This is a genomic window from Acinetobacter sp. YH12070 (assembly GCF_013419625.1).
In the GTDB taxonomy this organism is placed as follows: domain Bacteria; phylum Pseudomonadota; class Gammaproteobacteria; order Pseudomonadales; family Moraxellaceae; genus Acinetobacter; species Acinetobacter amyesii.
Genome location: NZ_VOZT01000008.1, coordinates 1 through 22,115 on the forward strand (window position 1 = coordinate 1; position 22,115 = coordinate 22,115).

Consider the following 22,115-nt stretch of genomic DNA (forward strand, 5'->3'; position numbering starts at 1 on the left):
GCTAATAGAGTTCGGTTCTGTCATGAGAAAGCCCATATAAATGGGTAATGTACAAGTTGCTGTAGAAGCATGTTTAATTCGTCTGATCACAGATACTTTATAAAGTATTTTAATACTTTTTTGAATCAGTCAATGCGTAAGTCCTAGGATATTAATTTGATGTTGTTAAGCCCTGAAATTTTTACATCATTCAGGGCTTTTTTTTAGCTATATTTCAACTTATTTCAGTTCTTCAACCAACGTTGGATAGATTGATCCATCGACATCCATTTCGGTTTTATAAATGCCATTGGCAACATTAAATTTGTTCACGTGATAACTCGAGCCATAAAGTGAATCAAATCCTGTACCTTTTTTAAAGACTTGTTTATTGGCAGCCAAGTCCAATAAATGTGTGCCTCCAATAAACTGTTCATATTGTGCAGGGTCAACACCAACTCGGGTTGACATGATTTTCACTGCATCGGCATGCGTTGCAGGGTCGTTGATGTATTTAACCGTTTTATCCCAAACTTGAATAATTTTTTTCCATTCTTCTTTGTTGGCAGATAAATGCGTCATATTGACGGTTAATGTGTCGTAAATCAGACCGGGTTTATCTTTCGATGTATAAATAATTTTAGAGCCAGCAACAGCTTTCAGTGCTTGATTTGCGACCGGTTGCCACACGGCAATTGCTGCAATATCAGGACTCGCAAATACTTGTGGCAGCTCGTTGGTCATGGTGTTGACCAATTTCACTTCAGACGCTTGAATTTTTGTATCATCCAACGCCGTCGCCAAAAGCAAGTGATCAACCAAGCCTTTTTCTGTTGCGACACTTTTTCCTTTTAAATCGGCAAGGCTATTGATGCCATCTTTCGCGATGATAACATCATTACCCGCAGAATAGTCCGTCGCCATAATCATGACGCCTTTAGTGCCGCCAGAACCCGTGACTAAGTTGTCACCATTGGTGACTAGAACAGCATCCAACTGATTTGCCGCAAATGCAGATAGTGAAGCTGAATAATCAAACCATTTAAAGTTCACATTGACACCAGCTTCTTTCAACCAGCCTTTTTCAATAGCAACTTGCCATGCGACAAAACCAGGCCAGTCGCTATAGCCGATCGTGATGGCTTTTGTATTGACTGCGCCTTCTGCCTGAGCATTTGGTTCAGGTGTTTTGGCCGTATTGTCACAACCACCTAGTAAGATGGCGGTCAAAACGGATGCAGATAAGCAGGCTTTTTTGATCATAGTGCGATTTCCCCGATGGCATTACAGTTAAATTTGGTATTGGTATACAAAAACGATGATGTATTCGGATTGCTGACAGATTGAGCATGGTGCTTTGCACGATTTGGTCTTTGGTTGGCTGCATTAGCATGTGCTTGCTTTTGGTTTGTGATTTGATCTTTAAACTGACCTTGCGATCGATATAATTGGCCCATTTTAAAACTCCTTAATTCTTTGCATTTTGCGGAATTGGCGGCATTACAGCGTCCATCAACTCCAAATGTCCTTTAATCACACCTTTAAGTGCTGAAAAATGCTGACTGATAACTTTGAGCTCTGAACTGATGCCTTGCAGAATCATGACTTCTAAAATTTTGTGGTCATCAAGCTGAATATGCAGCGAGCTCACCACTTGTTCTAAAAACTGCTGCTGTAAATCTAAAAGCTGAATACGTAGCGCCGTACTACTTGCGTCATAAAGTAAGGTAAACGTGCCAACCATCACTTCGTTGCGCTGCTCCTGATCGGCAATCAGATGCTTATTGATCATGTCGACAATGGCCTGAGAACGGCTTTCATAATGCTGATCGACAATTTTTTGATCCAAAGCATCGACTGTTTTTTCAGGCACTGTAATACTGATACGCGCCAGCTTTTGTTTAGGCACTGTTTTTCCTTATTTTTTTTGCTGAATATAGAAACCCGCACGGGCGCTCAGTAGTTCAATAAATAAATGCTTTAATTGATGCAGAAATGTTGCAGATTGATGGCGGTTCATATGCATCTCCTGTTTAAGTAATACAAAATATTTATTTCGTAATATCGATAGAAATGCAGAAACTGTGCCAAGTGAGGAATATGAAAAATGATCGATTATTTTCTTCTTTTAACTTTCTTATAGATTTTATTGTTCATCATTTGTGCAACAAGTGCACTCATAGCGACTCATTTGCACTATTGCTGCGATGTATTATTTGATGAAAGACTATTTCTAAAGGTCGTTGTTCTTAAGCAAGAGCATTGACCGACATGCAACAAACTCGAAGTTCAATTTATTTCATCAACATTGAACATCATTTATACTGATTGATCATTCTATTCATCACTCAACGCCTATGAAGTATTTCAGCTGCGCGGTATGTTCTAACCAAATCTTTTTTGCCAATTCACACTGTGTCAATTGTCAGACTGCGCTGGGTTATATTGCCTCTGAAAAGCAAATGGGTTGTTTTGAAAAGCACAGCACTACGCTGTGGCTTGCGTTAAATCCTGAAATAAAGGGAAAACGCTTTAAGCCTTGTCATAATTATCAGCATCATCAGGTTTGCAACTGGATGGTGCCTGCCGACAGTGAAGAAATTTACTGTGAGTCTTGCCTGCTCACGCACACCATTCCCAACTTAGATAACCCAGACCATATTGTGTACTGGGCACGATTGGAACATGCCAAACGGCGTTTTTTATATTTGATGCAGCAGCTCAATACCATGCCGCGTCCTAAACGCAGTCAAGATGACCGTTTTGGGCTGCGTTTTGACTTTCTGATGCCAACAGAAAATACACCTGTCATGACCGGTCATGCCAATGGCATTATTACCTTAAATGCCAGTGAAGCAGATGTGATTTACCGCGAAACAACGCGTATAAAAATGGGTGAAAACTACCGTACACTTCTAGGTCATTTTAGACATGAAAGCGGTCATTATTATTTTGATTTGATCAAACATTTACACCCTGAACTGATTGAGGAATTTCGGGAACTGTTTGGTGATGAACGACAAGATTATAGTGAAGCTTTGAAACGACATTATAATGATGGTGCGCCGCAAAATTGGGCGGATTACTATGTCAGTTCCTATGCCAGTACGCATCCTTGGGAAGATTGGGCGGAAACATGGGCGCATTATTTGCACATGATGGACACTCTTGAAACCGCCTACTATGCAGGATTAGTGGTCAAAACCAATAAGTCAGATTTAAATAATTTAGAACTGAAAGAGAACCCGATTGGCGCTCAGGATTTTGACCTCTTGCTGCAACATTGGATGACCTTGACCTTTAATTTAAATGCATTGAACCGCAGCATGGGCTTAGATGATGCTTATCCATTTACATTGTCGAATCCCGTATTGGATAAATTACGATTCATTCACCACAAACTGCTCAACATGACCTTAAAAAACCAGCAGCACAATTAGATTAAATTTAACACGTGACAGTGTTTGAATCTCAAATCAACTTTTCGGTATCACAGTATTCGTACATTAGCTTATAGAAAGGATGTATACGTAGTAATTTTCTTGGATTGAGCGCTGTAACACCTGCCCTATTTTTACTATTTTATAAAGGTTAAAATAACAAAAAATAGATGCCTGTGACCTTTCCAATGATGCCTTTCACGCATTTACCCGCTCGTTTTATGTGTATCATCAGCCTGAGTTTGCTCAGTGGATGTCAATTGATCAAATTACAAGAAAATCAACTCAGTGCGTCACTAAATAATAAAACAGATAGCATATTAACCCATCAGAAGCTCAGTACATTTAGCCATCAAATCCTGTTAATGGTGAATGAAAGCGACCAATCTTGTTTAAATGCGCTTGAAAGCTGTATTCACAAAATGCGTAACAATGAAACTTTAGATATTGCTCAAGTCTATGCAGCAGCAAGTGAGCTGTACATGGCACGTGCTTTAAACGCCGATCAAAATCCACAATGCAAAAAAAGCTTAAAACAACACAGCGGAAAACTAGCTTCAAGTAAAATTAAAATGTGTATGGATCAGCAGCTTGCAGACTTTGATTTCAGTCTGCGTTACAGCTATGTCTATCTATTTAAATCCGCTCAAGCCCCAGAAGAACGCTTATTTGATTTGCGTCAGGGACAAGTCCGCACCTTTTATAATGTGGCTTTATCACGTTTAATCACCTCATCATTCACCCGTTTTGACTATCAGCAAATGCCTGAAAGTTTAATGCTGGGTTCATCGCTTTATCATTTTAACTATGAGTATTATCCTGAAATCAAAAATGCGGACATTGATAAATTACTGTCGAGCTATAATTTTAATTTTTCAGGCCTAAAAACCATTAACCGTCAGGAAGGCATTGGTTCTGAATTTGTCTTAGTCAAAAAAGCCACGGATCTGTCTGCTGCGCAGCCTTTTGTATTAGATCCTGAACAATATTATTCAAATAAACCTAACCCCAATATCCATACGGCACGGTATTTATCTGTCAGTGCGATCGCCGAACCTGCCAAGACCAATAGCAGCATTAGTGAAATTGTGTCACCGCAATCAGAGTTTAAGGTTGAATTATTTAATCCCTATCAATTTAAAAAGGCAAAAATTGAATCTCAGTCCTACACGCTAACGGCCAATTATTCTGTGCCTTATGGACTTTGGTTAGCCGAAAATAAATTAGGACAATCTGGCTATTGGACACTCCTGAATAAGGAAGAACATTTGCGCATGCCACATGTGTTTATGTTAGAGCCGTATCAACCTAATAAAAAGATTATTGTCATGGTTCACGGTTTAGCCAGCAGTCCTGAAACTTGGATCAGCCTGACCAATAACATTATGGGTGATCAAAAACTACGTGATCATTACCAAGTTTGGCAAGTGTTTTACTCAACCAATATGCCAATATTTGAGAGTCGCTTTCAAATCAATGCTTTACTCAAACAGGCATTTGCAACTGTTCAGCCCAATACACCATCGGCTCAGGATGCTGTCATTATCGGGCATAGTATGGGCGGCATCATCAGTCGTTTATTGATTAGCGATGCAGATATTTCCGCTCAAGCTATTCCACTCATGAACTATGAACAAAATACACAGTTACAACGTCATCCAATTATCCGCGATCGTTTTGTCTTTAAAGCATTGAAGCCAGTTAGTCGTGCAATTTTCATTGCCGCACCGCATCATGGTACTGACTATGCAGACCGCTGGTTTACCAATTTGGCGAAAAAAATCGTGGTATTGCCTTTAAGTTTTTTAAATGATGTCAATGTTGAAATCCCGAATGCAAAAAATTCAACTATGGGCCTGATTAAGTCTGGGCCGGCAGATTTAAGTCAACAATCACGTTTTATGCTGTTGACCGCAGACATCATGCCAAATAAAGATATTCCTTATCATTCTATTATGGGGAATCAGATGCAAAGCACTGAGCCGAGCAAAATGTCGGATGGCATTGTTCCCTATACAAGTTCTCATTTAGATGGTGCGGTGTCTGAAAAGATTTTCAATGGTGGACATTCCATCCATGAGTCTGCAGATGCCATTTTAGAATTGCGACGCATTTTGAGAGAGCATTTGGACAATGAAGCGTTGAATCAATAACGATAAAATTGCTTTATGTATTTATAAATTATCTTTTAAAAGCAGTGTTTTATTGCTAAATTAGCTCTATATTTTGGGGGCTTTATGACAGAAAAATTATACTATTGGGCTGAAAATTTAGAAAATTACACATCAAATAATGATAGTGAAACTGGTTATGATGAAGTTATAGAAATCAAACGACTTAATTTCTTTATTGGTAAAAATAACGCAGGTAAAAGTAGGTTTTTACGTGAATTATTTAAAACATCTCAAGGTCAGCAACTTTATAACTCACTACAATTCAGAAAATTAATAACTTTTAAAAATAGGTTAATCGTTAGCAAAAAATATAACAAACATGATGATTACAATCATTTTTTAACAACGATTGAACAAATTAAACCGTCCAATATCGGTTCTGTAATCACATTATTCTCAAATTCGCTTACCCACTTATCAAGATTCAATCAACTATCAGGAATTTATTCAAATAATAATATTCAGCAAGCTCAAACATATTTTAATCAAGAACTTCAGCAAAACCTAAATCCTATTTTTACAAATACTAAATTTTATATCCCTATCTTACGTGGCATGCGCCCTGTAACCGATTTAGACGAAAAATATCCTTATATAGAGCGTGCACAAAAAGACTATTTCAAGAATCAGAATAAATTTAATCATGAAAATATAATTACAGGAGAACGCTTATATTACGAGCTTAAAGCTCACTTATTAGGAGAACCTGAACACCGAGAACTTATTAAAAAATATGAAGAAAAATTAAGTCAGTATTTTTTTGATAATGAACCTGTCACTTTAATTCCAAAATTCGGAAAAGATGAACAAGGAAATGAGATTGATGTCGTTCATATTAAAATTGGCTCAGATGCTCAAAGACCTATTTATGAGTTAGGTGATGGCTTACAACAAGCGATAATCTTAACTTATGAAGCTTATATAAAAAGTAAAGACAAAGCAGGCAATCCAAAAACACATGCCTTTTTTATAGAAGAACCGGAATTACATATGCACGCGGGTATGGTTCGTCAACTGATGAACTTCTACTTAAATGAGACTCCACATTATTATTTCTTTACGACACATTCCAATCATTTACTTGATATGGCAGATGAATCAGATCAAGTGATGATTCAAAAATTTGTTAAACAACCCAAAGCTGGTTCATCTAACAATTTTGATTTTAAAATTTATCGCTGCGACCGGGATCGTGACTTACTTGCTTCATTAGGTGTGCGTCCGTCTTCTGTCTATTTGGCAAACTGTACGATTTGGGTGGAAGGCATTACAGATCGGCTGTATATCACTAAATATATGGAAAAATATTTAGCTGAACTAGAGTCAGCTGATATGGAGCTTTATAAAAAATACCGTAGATTTATGCCGAACTATCACTATACGTTTGTGGAATATGCAGGCAGCAATTTATCTCATTGGTCTTTTGATGATGATTATCCTAAAACACGGGAAGAAAGAATCGAATTTTTAAAGCAAGACCGTGGTCAAAGTGCAACTGCTGTTGCAAGTGACATGCTATTAATTGCTGATGGCGACATACAAAAAAATTCTGAAAAAATAAAGTTCTTAAGAAAGGAATTAAATAAAGAAAATTTAATTATTTTGGATTGTAAAGAAACAGAAAATACTTTACCTAAAGATTCTATTCTTCGTGTAGCTCAGAAAAAGTTCAGTAATATGAAAAGGAAGACCTCTCAAGGATTTAATATCGAAAAGCTAGAGGGAATTAATTCATTAGATTATTTTGATCATAAAGATTATGGCATAGGAAAATTATTGGATGATCAAATACGAAATCCAAGAACTTCTGCTGAAAAAACTGCTTTTGCCGATGGTACAGGTGTAGGAACCATTAAATATAAACTAGATTTTTGTCGTGAAATCATCAAATATTTTGATGAAAATCCTGATTGGGAAATGACACCAAAAGCAAAGGATCTATGCATCCGAATTTTCAAACATATTGAAAAGTGTAATTCAAATTAGAAAAAGACCGCCTAAGCGGTCTTTTTTAATTAAACATTAAATCCAATATGTTTACCTGTAGGTAATTCGACATCAATACGAAGTTTCCCACCCATTGCTTCTACATATTTTTTCATGGTTGATATTTTTAAATCATTACCACGGTTTTCGATTGCAGAAAGCGAAGGCTGTTTAATCCCTAAAGTTTCTGCTAATTCTTTTTGAGACATTTCCAACTCTTCACGAATCATGTGAAGATGCTGTTCAAGCATCAGTTCTTCTGCCATTTGCTGAATACGAGCTTGGCTTTCAGCAGAGCGAGCTGCCAATAATTCTTGTAAACTTTTTGCCATGTTAGGAATCTCCTAAACTCTTTAAATGCAAAGTGTATTGCTCATCTGCAATTGCCAGCATTTCTGTATAAAAACGCTTTTTACCGCTTTTATCACCAATGCATAACACAATCGCTTGTCTTAACGGATCAAAAGCAAAGAAAGCTCGAATCGGTTTGCCACGGTGTTGCACACGAAGTTCTTTCATATTGGTATATTTAGAATCATATACAGTGTCCACCAAAGGTCGACCTAAGCTTGGTCCTTGTGATTGCAACACAACCAAAGCTGCCAAGACCTTTTCTTGTGTCGAATCGTCTTGCTGAGCAAGCCATTCATTAAATACATCTGTGGCCAATACTGTCCACATAGCACAACCAAAATATAGACTATAAGCTATATCATAATTTAATCGAGTAAACACTGCAAATAAAAAACCGTCCTTACGGACAGTCTTAAAATTCCCTCCTTTTTCAAAGGAGGGTCAGGGAGGATTATTTAAGCCACTGGCGCCAAGGTAAACAACACTTGTCCTGTTTTTACCGTTTGCCCTTTTTCAATGACAATCTCTTCCACCTTCATACGCTCAGGCGCAATAATTGGAATCTCAATCTTCATCGCTTCAATCACAGCAAGCGTTGCACCTTCTTCCACAATATCGCCTGATGCACATTCGATTTTCCAAATACTGCCCGGCATGTGCGATTCCACTGCACAGCCACCTTCTGGAATTTGAATATCGCTGTCTTCTACTACAGCATCCAAACTTTCAGAAACATATTCTGCAAGCCCAGCTTCATGCCAACGACGACGTTCTTCATCAAAATTGGCTTGTTGGACATATTTAAATGCTGAGATAGATTCGGCATTTTCAGTCAAGAAGTCATTGTATTCTTTTAGATTCAGTACACCTTCTTCTACACGCAGTTTTAAGCGTCCTGCTTTAAAGTCCTCACGCATTTGCATAAGTTCAGTTTCTGAAACTTCATAAAACTTAATTTGGTCAAAGAAGCGTAGTAACCACGGCATGCCTTGTTCAAAATCAGGGTTTTTACGGTAGCGTGACCACATTTGCGTGGTACGACCCACAAATTGATAGCCCCCCGGACCTTCCATACCGTACACGCACATATACGCACCGCCAATACCGACAGCATTTTCAGGTGTCCATGTCCGTGCAGGATTGTATTTCGTCGTCACTAAACGCTGGCGAGGATCAAGAGGTGTTGCCACAGGTGCACCTAAATACACATCGCCCAAACCCATGACCAAATAACTCGCGTCATAAACCACATCTTTGACCGCTTGTTTGTCTTTTAAACCATTAATACGACGGATAAACTCAATATTGTCAGGACACCATGGCGCATCTGGGCGTACTGTTTGCATATAACGCTCTGTCGCTAGCTGGGTTTGTGAATCCTCCCAAGCGAGTGGCAGATATACGGTACGTGATGGGACTTGCATTTCAGTCACATCAGGCAGTTCAGCTTCAGCGACTTGTAATAAACGCAGTAAATCAATTTGATTAAGTTTGATTGAATCAAAATGGATTTGTAGCGAACGTATTCCCGGTGTCAGGTCAATAATGCCGGCAATATTTTGCTTTTGAACCCATTGCATTAAGGCATGAATACGGAAACGTAAGTTCAGATCTAAAACTAACTCACCATATTCCACCAACATGTAGTTATTGCCGGCAGGACGATACACCACATCAGGCGTACCATTCTGACCTTTTAAAGTATCAAGCACCGCATTTTTTAAGGTGGAAAGTTCAGGATAAAATGACTCATCAAATGCCACAACCTGCGTATCAGATGCTTCTAATTGTGCATGATATTTTTCATTTAAAAGTTTCGCTTGATGATAACTCACAGGTATAAATTTGACTTTGTCTCCTGCTTTCAATTGACCGAGTTTCCAAAGCTCAGAATTAATCACCACGGCAGGACAAACAAAGCCTCCTAAACTTGGACCATCTGGACCCAAAATAATCGGCATATCACCCGTAAAGTCGATAGCACCAATGGCATAAGCATTGTCATGAATATTCGATGGATGCAAACCGGCTTCACCACCATCCTCACGTGCCCATTCAGGTTTTGGACCAATCAAACGAATACCTGTACGGCTTGAGTTAAAGTGAATCTCAAAAGTATTGGCAAAGAAGGTATCAATGTCTTTTTTAGTAAAGAAGTCTGGTGCACCATGCGGGCCGTACTTCACCGCAATTTCCCATTCATGACTAAACGTTGGCACTTGTTCAGGCGCAAGCGCTGTCACTTGTTCAGATGTAAATGCCATGATTGGCAACATATCTCCAATCAATAAATTACGACCAGCATGACCACCAAACTGACCAAGGGTAAAGGTTGCTTGTGAGCCTAAATATTCAGGTACATTCAAACCGCCTTTAATGCCGATATAGGTACGGCAACCTGTGGCGATTTTTCCACATTTTAAAATCTGACCTTTACGCACATTCACGGTTTGCCACATTGGTACAGACATACCATCAAGCGTTGATGGCATATCACCACCCGCCAATACAATTTGGCTATCACAGTGGAATTTTAAACTTGGGCCTTGCAAAGTGCATTCAAGCCCTGCCGTGTTATATGCATTGCCTAACAATTGATTCGCAACATTAAGTGACAGCGGATCAATCGCACCTGATGGTGGCACACCCACATCCCAATAGCCCAAACGACCTGTGACATCTTGCACAGAAGTTTGAATGCCTGATTGCAACACTTCAATTTTTTGGGTTTTCCACTCAAATGTATTTAAGAATCGTGTGGTTTGCGTACCGGCTTTAAATACATCGCAGTTGATAATATTTTGTAGATATTCAAGATTGGTTTCGATACCTGCAACCGATGTTTTGGCGAGTGTTTCGGTCATTGCAGCAATTGCAGAGTCACGATCATCCGCTGTGACAATGATTTTCGCAATCATCGGGTCATAAAATGATGAGACATTTGAACCGGTTTCTACCCAAGTTTCATTGCGTGCCTGCGGATCAAAATCGACATAGGTCAACAGCCCTGCACTCGGTTGGAAGTTTTTAATTGGGTCTTCTGCATATAAACGTACTTGAATTGAATGACCTTTCGATTCAAGTTGTGCTGTTGGTGCAATCCAATCCCCACTACCGAGAGTCACCATCCATTCCACAAGGTCTACACCAAACACTTGCTCTGTCACACCATGTTCAACTTGCAGGCGGGTATTCACTTCTAAGAAATAGAATTCCTGTGTGTCGGTATCCATCACAAACTCAACTGTACCTGCCGAACGGTAATTCACCGACTGCATCAACCCAATCGCAACCGATTGAATATAGGCACGTTGATCATCATTGATATGCGGTGCTGGGGTTTCCTCAATCACTTTTTGGTTTCGGCGCTGCACCGAACAATCACGCTCACCGAGTGCTAAAACTAAGCCATTGCCATCACCAAAAATCTGCACTTCGATATGACGGGCATTTTGTACGAATTTTTCGAGGTACAAACCTGCATCTTTAAAGTTGGCTTGGGCTAAATAAGACACCGTTGCATAAGCATCTTTCAGCTCTTCTTCACTCCACACCAAACGCATACCAATACCGCCACCGCCCGCGGTACTTTTCAGCATCACAGGATAACCAATACGATTGGCTTCAAGCAGTGCTTCAGCTTCATCTGCCAAAAGCTGACTGCCCGGAAGAAGTGGTACATTGGCTTGAATCGCGAGTTGGCGCGCGGTATGTTTTAAGCCAAAGGATTTCATTTGCGCCGAATTTGGCCCTAAAAATACAATGCCTTGCGCTTCACACAGATCACAAAATTCTGCATTTTCAGACAAGAAGCCATAGCCCGGATGAATCGCTTCTGCGCCTGTTTGTTTCGCGACTTCTAACATTTTATCGACATTTAAATAACTTTGGCTGGCTGGTGCTTCACCGATGTACACCGCTTCATCGGCCAAAGTCACATGCAATGAATCACGATCTGCTTCTGAATATACCGCAACAGATTGGATACCTAACTTTTTAAGGGTACGAATAACACGACACGCAATTGCACCACGGTTGGCGATTAATACTTTATTAAACCCATATTTTATAGACATGGCTTATTCCTCGCCTTCACGGATGATCAATTGAATTTTGGTTGGGTTATAAGCATTACATGGGTTATTCAGCTGTGGGCAGTTGGAGATCAGCACGATCAAATCCATTTCCGCTTTGACTTCGACATATTTACCCGGTGCAGAAATACCATCATCAAACTTTAGATGTCCCTCACTTGTAACGGGCACATTCATAAAGAAGTTAATATTTGGACCGATGTGACGTACGTTTAAGCCATGTTTTTTGGCAATCGAATGTTGCGACAGAGCAATCATGAAATTATTACGGCAACTGTGCATTGGATATTTTTCATGTGCATAACGAACGGTGTTACTTTCACATGAACATGCCCCGCCTAAGGTGTCATGGCGACCACAGTTGTCATCATGAATAGTGGCAATTTTATTGCCAAAGTTGGTATATAAAGCTGTGCCTTTTTCTAAATAAATCTGTTGGTTAATCGCTAAAGTATCCGTCGCGCTATAACGCTCTTCAGGGTTTTGGCTAGAGATAAATAGCGTATCCACCGCTTGATTGCCTTCGAGGTCAACGATACGGAAATATTGCCCTTTTTTGACTTCGCACATCCAAGCTTCGCCGGCAGGACATACTTCGCTTAACACTGATTTTTCAAAATTTTGTGTTGGATTTACTAATGCAGTCATGATCATTCCCCTCAAGCCGTTAAAGCGTAATAGCGTTTATTATTTTGAAAAGCACGTTGATTTTGCGGGCAAGAATCACGGCAAACATCGGTGTCTGCCAAAGGCAACGCCTTAAATAAACTTAGTTGTACATCAGCAGAGTTATATTCTTCTGCTTGAGATAATCCATGTGGTGCACTAGATAAAAAGACCAAACAATCCATTTCAAAGCGCAGTTCAATGACTTGATTTGTATTGTCCGAAGCAACATAACTTAAGTTGCCATTGTCATCAGGTTGAACTTTAGAGAATAAATTTAAGGTACTGCTGAGGTCAGTTGCAGATAAGCCAAACTTGGTCATTTCAAGCAATAAGCTATCTTTGCCATTACGGTACATATCATTACGGGCATCTTGGAAAGTTTTGTTGCCGAATTGGTTTTCAATTTGCGATGCCGTACTTGGTGCACAAAAAGCATCATTCCAAGCGTGATCATCTTTGACTATCGAGATCATGGCACGGCCTAAATCCGACGCCAAAATATGACCTGTACTTAAATAAGCCGTGTGCTGCCCCTTAAGACTATCTGGCATGTTGTAACGTTCAAGCTTATCTTCACTATTTACACAGTACAGCGACACATTGGCATTTTGCCCTAGCGATTTAAGCTGTAATACTGCCCCACGCTGAATACGCGCTGACCAGTGGTGTCCACCCGGTAAAAGTTCAGTCCATAGTGCTTTATCGTCATGATAATGTATTGTGCTCATTGCAGCCTCTGCCTAATTCTTAACTGTTTACCTCCCGGGCTTTTATCCCTCCGTGCAGCTTTGCTTTGAATTAAAACGAAGCCGTGAACTCTCGGTCGCGGTCATACATGAAGATGTATCGGAACCCTAGATCACTTTATGATGTATGTAGAAATGCAAAGGCTGTGCCAATTTAGTATTACCAATTTATATAAACGTAATACTGCTATTTATTAGACTTTTTTATAGTATTGAGCTATAGCATGACCAAATCGGGTGCAGCCCATGCACAAAATTGCTGCAAAAATTGCAAAAAAAAAAGCCCAAAATCATTTTTGGGCTTTATGTAATGCATAAAAATTATTTTACCAATATCTCATGGAACATATGACGTAGCCATTGATGGCTGGTTTTATGATGGCAAGACATATGCCAATATTGCTTCACGCCATAGGTTGGAAATGCAATCGGTGCGTCAAATATTTTTAAGTTGCCGCGCGAAAGCAATACTTCACTCAAGTAATACGGCACAGTAGCAATCGCATCAGTGTCTTGCACGACTAAGCCTACACCTAAATAACTAGGTAAACGCATCAAAATATCACGTTTTAAATCAAGGTTAAGCAGCTCATTTTCAATATGGTAGTGCCCCATCCCTGCATCAATATCAATGTGCGACTCTGATAAATATTGCTCAGTTGTAATGGTGTCACCCTTTAATCGTGGATGATCCTTAGCTGCAATCACCACATAATATTGCTCAAACAGTTTTTGCTGATAAAAGCCGCTTTCCAAATGCGGTAAAAAACCCAGTGCCAAATCAATTTCACCATTCGCCATTTGATAACTGGTTTCAGTGGTAATCGGTCGTACATTTAGACGTATTTGTGGCGCATGTTTTTTTAGATATTGGCTGATTTTAGGCAATAAAACCAAATGAGAAACATCGGTCATGGCTAGAGTAAATTGTTGATCTGAAATGGCTTGATCAAAATTAATTGTAAAATTATTAATGGCTTCAACTTTACTCAAGGCTTCGCTGACTAAAGGAAATAATTGACGCGATAACTCCGTAGGCACCATTTCATTGCCGATACGTAAAAATAAGGGGTCGTTATAATGCTGTCGTATTTTATTTAAAATATTACTGACTGTAGGCTGACTCATTTGCAAGTGTTCAGCAGCTTGCGACACATTTTTGTACTTATAAACATGAAAAAAAATGCTAAGAAGTTTACAGTCCAATTCAAACACGAAAGATTTAGTCCCTAATTAAATATTGCAAGTTATGCTGTGCATCATCTGCTGAATTATACAAAAAGCCAATAACGAAATATTACTTTTATTGCAGATGAAACGCCAGTTTAGCCTGCTCAGTTGAGTTCAGCTTTTCAACACTCCAATCAGTCCGCATAATAGACATAGCTCGAATTTGGATATCAACATGCTTCAAGGAAAAAAACTGGTTTGTTTTGATTTAGATGGCACACTTATCGATTCTGTTGGCGTGTGGAATCAGGTCGATGCAGATTTGATTCAACAGTTAACTGGACAAACCATCCAACTGGGTTTAATTCAACGTGAACGTGACATTCAGCTGCAATTATTTAAAAACACCGCAGACCCTTACTTAATGTACTGTAACCATCTAAAAGATACTTATAAAATTGAACAACACACGGCTGATCAAATCAAACAGCAACGATATGCCATTTCACAGCATTTTTTAGAACATATCATCTTGCTTAAACCACATGCAGCGTTATTTGTTCAACAGCTCATTCAGCAAGGTATTCAGGTGGCAATTACCACCACGACCAGCTTGCAAAATATTTATCGATATCAAAAAAATATCAACATTTATCCAAAGCTGCATTTTGAAAATACTTTTGATCTGATCCTGACCCGTGAAAGTGTCAAAAATATTAAGCCGCATCCTGAAGTCTATTTACAGGCGATTGAACATTTTGCAGTAAGACCTGAAGAATGTTTAATTTTTGAAGATTCACTCATTGGTGTAGAAGCCGCAAATGCTGCGGGTATTGAAGTCGTTGCCGTGTATGATGCATATTCAGAACACGAAATTGAGCAAATCAAAAATAAAGCGGATTATTTTATCCATGATTTCTCTTCGGTTTTGAACTGAGTTAAAGCAAATAAACATTCGCTTTAGAGTTAAAAAAAGCAGCCCAATTTAGAGGCTGCTTTTGATATTTTTGCATCAATAGATAATTGATCTATTTTACTTTTTTATAAATTGATCCAGATCCGACTAAATTTCCAGTTTTTTCGTCAATTGCAAATTCAACAGCACCTGTCCCAGAGTTTAAAGCGAGTAAACCAGATTCAGCGACAGATGCAGGTACAGGATTTTTCTTTTCAGATTTACCACTTTGTTTATCTTTTAAAGTATTGGTAATGAAATAGTTTTCACCATTTTTACTAATAATCAACGCATTTTCAAGTTGCGGATCTACTGCGGTATTTTGCCATGTTCCAGCATAATCAGGCGCTGGACTTTGTTTACATGCAGTGAGGAGAACTGCGAACAACATCGCAAAAAAAAATTGAATCTTTTTCAAAATACTGACCTTCTTTGTCAATGAATTTTGCATTATAGAAAGCCTTGAACAGAACTTAAGACCGTTCGTGTTGTGCAAAAGTTTCAAACCAAGTGCTGCTGTTTTTCTTTTGTCATGTTTTGAAACATTTGTAGTCTTTCATAAAAAATAAGCCCACTTAATCGTGGGCTTATTTAAAAATTTTCAATCTTTAGATTTATACGATTTGACGCATTGAACCAGTTTCTTCAAAAGTGGCATGCCAAGATAAAGCCTCTTTTAAAATATGCGGCGTTTGACCACCACGCTCACATGCGCGTTCAAAGTAGCTCAACAATGCTGCGCGATAATCTGGATGCGCACAGATTTCAATGACTTTACGTGCACGCTCACGTGGTGAAAGACCACGTAAATCTGCCAAGCCCTGCTCTGTAACCACGATATCAACGTCATGGTCAGTATGGTCGGTATGACTCACCATTGGGACTACAGATGAAATCGCACCGCCTTTTGCAATCGACTTGGTTACGAAAATGGCAATGTGCGCATGACGAGTAAAGTCTCCAGAACCACCAATACCATTCATCATTTTGGTACCCGTCACATGGGTCGAATTTACGTTTCCGTAAATATCAAACTCAAGCGCCGTATTAATCGCGATAATGCCTAAACGTCGAATGATTTCAGGGTTATTAGATAGCTCTTGTGGACGTAACACAATTTTGTCTTTGTACTGATCAAAATTGTTCATCACGTGCTGTGCACAAGGCTCAGATAACGTCATTGAACAGCCTGAGGCAAATTTCATTTTTCCAGAATCAATTAGCTGGAAAGTACAGTCTTGTAGTACTTCTGAATACATTTCCAAATCATGGAAATTAGAATGCTCAAAACCGGCAAATACAGCGTTGGCAATCGAACCCACACCTGACTGTAGCGGGCCTAAATTTTCAGGCAAACGCCCTGCTGCGACTTCACCTTCAAAGAAATCAATCAGATGCTGAGCAATCGCTAGGGTTTCAGCATCAGGTTCATCCATTTTAAACTGGGTATCTGGCAGATCATTCAACACAATAGCTGAAATCTTATCGGGGCTGACATTGATCCCAATCGTACCGATACGTTCACCGACCTGAGTCAGTGGAATTGGCCCACGGTTTGGTCGCGCTTTCGGCACATAAATATCATGTACACCTTCGAGCACTGGGTTAATCGTATTATCAATTTCAATAATCACATGATCTGCCATTTCAATGAAATTGGCTGAGTTACCACATGAACCTGTCGGAATAATTTGACCATCTTCGGTAATTGCAGTCGCTGCAATAACGGCCACATTAATGCGCGGTAAATTATGATGACGAATATTGTCAGCCATTTCAGACAAGTGTTGGTCAATATACATGACCTCGCCAGCGTTAATGGCTTTACGTAAACCAGGATCTGCCTGATACGGATAACGACGTTCTATCGCATGCGCCGCATTGAGGCGACCATCGATACTATTTCCTAAACTAGCACCCGTTGCCAACGTGATACGAAGAGGATGTGAAACTGCATGATCTGCAAGTGCCAATGGAACCGTCTTTGCCTCACCTGCACCACCAAAACCACTTAAACCAACCACTGAACCATCTTGAATTAACTCAATCGCTTTTTCAGCAGACATTACTTTGTCGCGAAGGGAGAGTAAGCGAATGCGATCTAAACCATTCATAATTAAATCTCAAAAAATAAATATCTCAAAATAAACATCTTTTTTCGCCATCCCAGCGAACTGAGATAGCGTTTGTTATTGCTTATCTAAAACGTACTTATCTAAAAGCTTACTTATATAAATTGAGGCAAATTAAATCAGTTCAACCGCAATTGCAGTTGCTTCACCGCCACCAATACACAGTGCTGCGACACCTTTTTTACCGCCAGTGCGTTTTAAGGCATGAATCAGCGTCACAATAATACGTGAACCTGATGAACCTAGTGGGTGACCAAGTGAGCAAGCACCACCATGAATGTTCACTTTTGCTTCATCTAAGTTAAATCCATCAATCGCCAGCATTGTAACCATGGCAAATGCTTCATTGACTTCCCACAGGTCAACTTCTTGTGCATCCCAACCGGCTTGTGCAAGTACTTTCTCAATAGCACCGACTGGAGCAATCGTGAACTCTGACGGATGCTGTGAATTTGTAGCATAAGCAACGACTTTTGCCAGTGGTATTAAACCACGTGCTTGGGCCGTTTCTTCTGATGTAACCACCAAAGCAGATGCACCGTCAGAAATTGAGCTGGCATTGGCAGCTGTGATCGTGCCGTCTTTTTTGAATGCAGGACGCAGTGTAGGGATTTTTTCAGGCTTAGCACTTAAAGGCTGTTCATCTGTGTCAACAACGACGTCACCTTTACGGCTTTTAACGGTAACCGGCACGATTTCATTTTTGAAGAAACCGCCTTGAATCGCTGCAACGGCTTTATTGAGTGAGTTGATGGCAAAAGCATCTTGCTGTTCACGGGTATAGCCTTTTTTATCTGCCATATCTTGTGCCAGAATACCCATCGATAAACCTGTCTCAGCATCTTCTAAGCCTTCTTGAAACATGTGGTCTGTAGTTTTACCATGCCCCATACGATAGCCTGAACGCGCTTTTTCAAGTAAATATGGCGCATTTGACATCGACTCCATACCACCAGCAACCACAATATTAGCAGAACCGGCTTTAATCGCATCAGCTGCTTGCATCACTGCCTTCATGCCTGAACCACAGATTTTATTAATCGTGGTGGCACCCGTTGTATCTGGCAAACCTGCTTGACGCATCGCTTGGCGTGCAGGACCTTGTTTAAGACCAGCCGGTAATACACAGCCAAAAATAACTTCGTCAATATCTGTAGGTTCTAAACCTGCACGTGCAACAACAGCCTGAATCGCTGCAGCACCTAAGTCTGGGGCTGTACAAGATGAAAGTGAACCCTGAAAACCACCCATCGCTGTACGTACGCCATCTACAATTACAATCATTTCTTATTTCATCCTGTTTTAAATCTTTTAACCCCAAGGAACCATGACTGGTTCCTCAGATTTTCCATCTTAATGTTTTTCACAGTGGTTTCGATGAAACCTTAAGATTGAGCGGTGAAGTATTCTTCAGATAGCTGCATGATAAGTTCAGAACCTGCTTTAATGCGTTGAGCACGAGCAGCAAGGTCAGGTAGAACTTTCTCAACATAGAAATCTGCGAGTACCAGTTTGTTTTGGAAGAAGCTCTCTGGTTTTGCAGCCGCAGCTTTGCTAATACGCGCAAACATATACACAAAGCTGAGTAAACCAACAGCGTGCAGGTAATCGACTGCCACCGAACTGCTAAAGTCTGGGGTGGTCTTAGATTGTTCTACAATGAATTGCGTTAATGCTTCAACTTCGTCAGAAACTTGCAATGCTGCAGATTTAACTTTTGAATCAGCCATGGTTGCAGCAAAGTCACGAATTTCAGCAATGTATTCGGCAATAAATGCACCATTACATTTCGTGGTTTTGCGTCCAATTAAATCAATCGCTTGTACGCCATTTGTGCCTTCGTAAATCTGTGAAATACGTAAGTCACGAATGCATTGCTCCATACCCCATTCACGGATATAGCCATGACCACCAAAGCACATTTGCGCTTCTAAAGTAGCTTGTAGGGCTGTATCTGTTAGGTAGGCTTTTGCAATAGGTGTCAATAAAGCCACGCGGTCATTAGCTTTTTTCACTGCAGCTTCGTCAGTTGAATATTTTGTAATATCCAGTTGCTGGCCAACATACACAGCAAATGCACGAGATGCTTCGTTGTTGGCGCGTACATTCAACAACATACGACGTACATCACCATGTACTAAAATAGAGTCTGCTGGTTTTTCAGGAGATTTCACACCTGTCGCAGAACGACCTTGTAGACGATCAGTCGCATACTGTGCAGCATTTTGGTAAGCAAATTCTGCAGCGCCAATCCCTTGGATACCCATCGATAAACGTTCATAGTTCATCATGACAAACATCGCCGCAAGACCTTCGTTTTCTTTACCAACGATATAACCTTTGGCACCATCAAAGTTCATAACACACGTTGCAGAACCTTTAATACCCATCTTGTGTTCAATTGAACCCGCTGAAACAGCATTACGTTCACCGACTGAGCCATCGGCATTGACATGGAATTTTGGAACGATAAACAATGAAATACCACGTGAACCCGCAGGTGCATTTGGCGTTTTTGCTAACACAAGATGGATGATGTTTTCACACAGATCATGTTCACCACTGGTGATGAAAATTTTCGTGCCTGTAATATTAAATGAACCATCTTCATTCGGCTCTGCTTTGGTTTTAATGATCCCCAAATCAGTCCCTGAATGTGGTTCAGTTAAACACATAGTGCCTGACCATTCACCCGTATAAAATTTTGGAAGATAGGTTTCTTTTTGCTCTTGCGAAGCACGGTCATTAATCGCCATACCTGCACCCACAGTCAGTAGTGGATACAACATAAATGATGGATTGGTACTCCAAATCATTTCGTCAGCAAGTACTGTCAACATTTTCGGCATGTTTTGGCCGCCCCATTCTTCAGAAGCGCCTAAACCCACCCAGCCACCTTCAGCGAATTGTTTAAAAGCGTCTTTAAACCCTGTAGGCGTAGTAACAACACCATTACTAAACTGCGCACCACCTTCTTCATCTGCAGTACGGTTCAAGTCTAGAATAACGTTTTTAGAAAACTTAGCCATTTCTTCTAAAATGGCATTTGCAGTCGCCATATCAATATGAGCTAAGTTTTCATTTGACTGCCAGAACTCATCTGCATTGAATACATCATTTAAGATGAAGTCCATGTCCTTTAACGGCGCATTGTATATTGGCATTGTACTTTCCTTTTCTACAGGCTTTGTCAGCGTCTTTGACAAAGTACTTTTTTAAAGTTGCACGCTCCCGCACAAAATCATCAAATCAATTTTGTGTGGATTTTTTAAAGATCTGTTTTTTCAGATAGATATCTAAAAAGAATATAGATAATGTGTTTTTACCGACAAGTGAAAAATAACCACCTGATATTTTGAGCAGCATTATTTTATTACACTTAAATAAATTTATTGAGTTGACTAAATTTATAATTGGTAATTGATTAAAACCAAACATAATAGTACCCATAATCATGTTTAATTTAGGTTGTATTAATAACATAACAACCAAGACCGTTTTGTTAAATGCTGCTTTTGTTGTAAAAGCGAAAAGACAATAAATTAAAAAAAATAAAAATGGAATTTTATTTCAAAAAAATGACCTCAAGGGTTCAGTTTTATTGACATTAATTTTATGCTATGAATTCTATATGCTTTACGCACTCTACTAATGTGTTTATTTTTAAACCAATTTATGTAATATTTGAGACCATAGTGGAATGTAAGATTCACAAGATTTAGCTTAAGCTAGGCTTGTTCACCCTCAAGCTGTTTATGGAACAGGTATCATGAGTTCAGTACGCCAACAAAATTTTATCCTTCGCAAGGAAAAAATTTTAGCCATGGCAGAAACCCTGCTATTAGATAATAATCAAGACATCACCTTAAGTGAGTTAGCTTGTGAACTAGATATTGCCAAAGGCACGATTTATAAACATTTTAAAAGTAAAAACCAATTATATTTAGAACTGATTATCTTAAATGAAAAACGATTATTAGAAATTTCAAAAAAATATAATCATGATATTAAAACTTATGTTTCACAATATATGCTTTACAATATGTTGAATTCTAATCGAACTATATTATTACATGTCATTGAAGAACGCTTAACCAATAATGAACGTAAATTAAAAGAGTTATTTGAAGAGCTCTATCGTGTTCGTGAAGAACGTATTATTGAAATTAAGGATATGACCAGTGATTATTTAAAATCACTTGAAAGCGCAATGTCGATACGTGATTATTTATCTTATATTTGGACGGTCACTTATGGTGCATCCCTACTCCTCAATTCAACGCATTATCAAAAATCAATCGGTTCACGTGAACGCTTAATCAAGCTATATATTAATCAGGCGCTGATGACGCCAGATAAAATTTCAGCCGTATAGAATTGATTTATAAATAAAAAATCCGAACAATTGTTCGGCTT

Annotated in this window: 18 protein-coding genes and 1 riboswitch; of the genes, 5 read left to right on the top strand and 13 right to left on the bottom strand. The window is 39.3% G+C overall.

Features of this window, described 5'->3' with window-relative positions; genetic code table 11:
- Nucleotides 1-219: 219 nt before the first annotated feature.
- From FTU17_RS03370 to FTU17_RS03380, 3 genes are read right to left on the bottom strand one after another with little or no spacing between them, the layout of a single operon-like run.
- The gene (locus tag FTU17_RS03370) at nt 220-1,242 is read right to left on the bottom strand and encodes an ABC transporter substrate-binding protein (RefSeq protein WP_180134681.1); all 1,023 of its coding nucleotides are present in this window, start codon (nt 1,240-1,242) and stop codon (nt 220-222) included.
- Nucleotides 1,239-1,436, bottom strand: a complete 198-nt coding sequence (locus tag FTU17_RS03375; protein WP_180134682.1) for a hypothetical protein — start codon at nt 1,434-1,436, stop codon at nt 1,239-1,241. The genes FTU17_RS03370 and FTU17_RS03375 overlap by 4 nt, the downstream gene beginning before the upstream one ends.
- A gap of 11 nt (nt 1,437-1,447) precedes the next feature.
- Entirely contained in the window at nt 1,448-1,888 is a 441-nt protein-coding gene (locus tag FTU17_RS03380; RefSeq protein ID WP_180134683.1) for a ribbon-helix-helix protein, CopG family, read from the bottom strand.
- Nucleotides 1,889-2,336: 448 nt separating this feature from the next.
- Between FTU17_RS03380 and FTU17_RS03385 the strand changes: the two genes are divergently transcribed.
- The 3 genes from FTU17_RS03385 to FTU17_RS03395 all read left to right on the top strand — a co-directional run bounded on the left by FTU17_RS03385 (nt 2,337) and on the right by FTU17_RS03395 (nt 7,579).
- Nucleotides 2,337-3,419, top strand: a complete 1,083-nt coding sequence (locus FTU17_RS03385; RefSeq protein WP_078190924.1) for a putative zinc-binding metallopeptidase — start codon at nt 2,337-2,339, stop codon at nt 3,417-3,419.
- A gap of 188 nt (nt 3,420-3,607) precedes the next feature.
- Nucleotides 3,608-5,572: a triacylglycerol lipase gene (locus FTU17_RS03390; RefSeq protein WP_180134684.1), complete on the top strand. Its 1,965-nt coding sequence runs from the start codon at nt 3,608-3,610 to the stop codon at nt 5,570-5,572.
- Nucleotides 5,573-5,656: 84 nt separating this feature from the next.
- Nucleotides 5,657-7,579, top strand: coding sequence for an AAA family ATPase (locus tag FTU17_RS03395; protein ID WP_180134685.1), 1,923 nt, complete (start codon nt 5,657-5,659; stop codon nt 7,577-7,579).
- Nucleotides 7,580-7,608: 29 nt separating this feature from the next.
- Here the strand turns inward: FTU17_RS03395 and FTU17_RS03400 are convergent, their stop codons facing one another.
- The 6 genes from FTU17_RS03400 to FTU17_RS03425 all read right to left on the bottom strand — a co-directional run bounded on the left by FTU17_RS03400 (nt 7,609) and on the right by FTU17_RS03425 (nt 14,657).
- A complete protein-coding gene (locus tag FTU17_RS03400) occupies nt 7,609-7,911 on the bottom strand; it encodes a helix-turn-helix domain-containing protein (protein ID WP_180041501.1) in 303 nt (100 codons plus the stop codon).
- Nucleotide 7,912: 1 nt separating this feature from the next.
- Nucleotides 7,913-8,260 carry a type II toxin-antitoxin system RelE/ParE family toxin gene (locus FTU17_RS03405; protein WP_180041500.1) on the bottom strand — a complete coding sequence of 116 codons (348 nt, stop codon included), beginning with the start codon at nt 8,258-8,260 and terminating at the stop codon, nt 7,913-7,915.
- Between the two features lie 128 nt (nt 8,261-8,388).
- Nucleotides 8,389-12,009, bottom strand: a complete 3,621-nt coding sequence (gene uca, locus FTU17_RS03410; RefSeq protein ID WP_180134686.1) for an urea carboxylase — start codon at nt 12,007-12,009, stop codon at nt 8,389-8,391.
- A 3-nt stretch (nt 12,010-12,012) separates the two neighbouring features.
- Nucleotides 12,013-12,675: an urea amidolyase associated protein UAAP2 gene (locus tag FTU17_RS03415; protein WP_180134687.1), complete on the bottom strand. Its 663-nt coding sequence runs from the start codon at nt 12,673-12,675 to the stop codon at nt 12,013-12,015.
- Nucleotides 12,676-12,686: 11 nt separating this feature from the next.
- Nucleotides 12,687-13,424 carry an urea amidolyase associated protein UAAP1 gene (locus FTU17_RS03420; RefSeq protein WP_180134688.1) on the bottom strand — a complete coding sequence of 246 codons (738 nt, stop codon included), beginning with the start codon at nt 13,422-13,424 and terminating at the stop codon, nt 12,687-12,689.
- 29 nt (nt 13,425-13,453) lie between these two features.
- Nucleotides 13,454-13,565, bottom strand: a riboswitch (guanidine-I (ykkC/yxkD leader).
- A gap of 198 nt (nt 13,566-13,763) precedes the next feature.
- Nucleotides 13,764-14,657, bottom strand: a complete 894-nt coding sequence (locus FTU17_RS03425; protein WP_168377518.1) for a LysR substrate-binding domain-containing protein — start codon at nt 14,655-14,657, stop codon at nt 13,764-13,766.
- A 190-nt stretch (nt 14,658-14,847) separates the two neighbouring features.
- Between FTU17_RS03425 and FTU17_RS03430 the strand changes: the two genes are divergently transcribed.
- On the top strand, nt 14,848-15,549 hold the full coding sequence (locus tag FTU17_RS03430) for an HAD family phosphatase (protein WP_180134689.1): 702 nt from the start codon (nt 14,848-14,850) through the stop codon (nt 15,547-15,549).
- Nucleotides 15,550-15,640: 91 nt separating this feature from the next.
- On the opposite strand, the gene FTU17_RS03435 is transcribed toward FTU17_RS03430, so the two are convergent.
- From FTU17_RS03435 to FTU17_RS03450, 4 genes are all read right to left on the bottom strand, one after another.
- Nucleotides 15,641-15,958 (bottom strand): hypothetical protein, encoded by a 318-nt coding sequence (locus FTU17_RS03435; RefSeq protein ID WP_180048939.1) that lies wholly within the window; start codon nt 15,956-15,958, stop codon nt 15,641-15,643.
- Nucleotides 15,959-16,181: 223 nt separating this feature from the next.
- Nucleotides 16,182-17,681, bottom strand: coding sequence for a succinate CoA transferase (locus FTU17_RS03440; RefSeq protein WP_180134690.1), 1,500 nt, complete (start codon nt 17,679-17,681; stop codon nt 16,182-16,184).
- Between the two features lie 132 nt (nt 17,682-17,813).
- Complete coding sequence (locus FTU17_RS03445) at nt 17,814-18,983, bottom strand: thiolase family protein (protein ID WP_168377520.1); 1,170 nt, start codon at nt 18,981-18,983, stop codon at nt 17,814-17,816.
- 101 nt (nt 18,984-19,084) lie between these two features.
- Entirely contained in the window at nt 19,085-20,863 is a 1,779-nt protein-coding gene (locus FTU17_RS03450) for an acyl-CoA dehydrogenase C-terminal domain-containing protein (protein WP_180041492.1), read from the bottom strand.
- Between the two features lie 605 nt (nt 20,864-21,468).
- On the opposite strand from FTU17_RS03450, the gene FTU17_RS03455 reads away from it, so the two are divergent.
- Nucleotides 21,469-22,074 carry a TetR/AcrR family transcriptional regulator gene (locus tag FTU17_RS03455; protein WP_078190941.1) on the top strand — a complete coding sequence of 202 codons (606 nt, stop codon included), beginning with the start codon at nt 21,469-21,471 and terminating at the stop codon, nt 22,072-22,074.
- Nucleotides 22,075-22,115 lie beyond the last annotated feature (41 nt).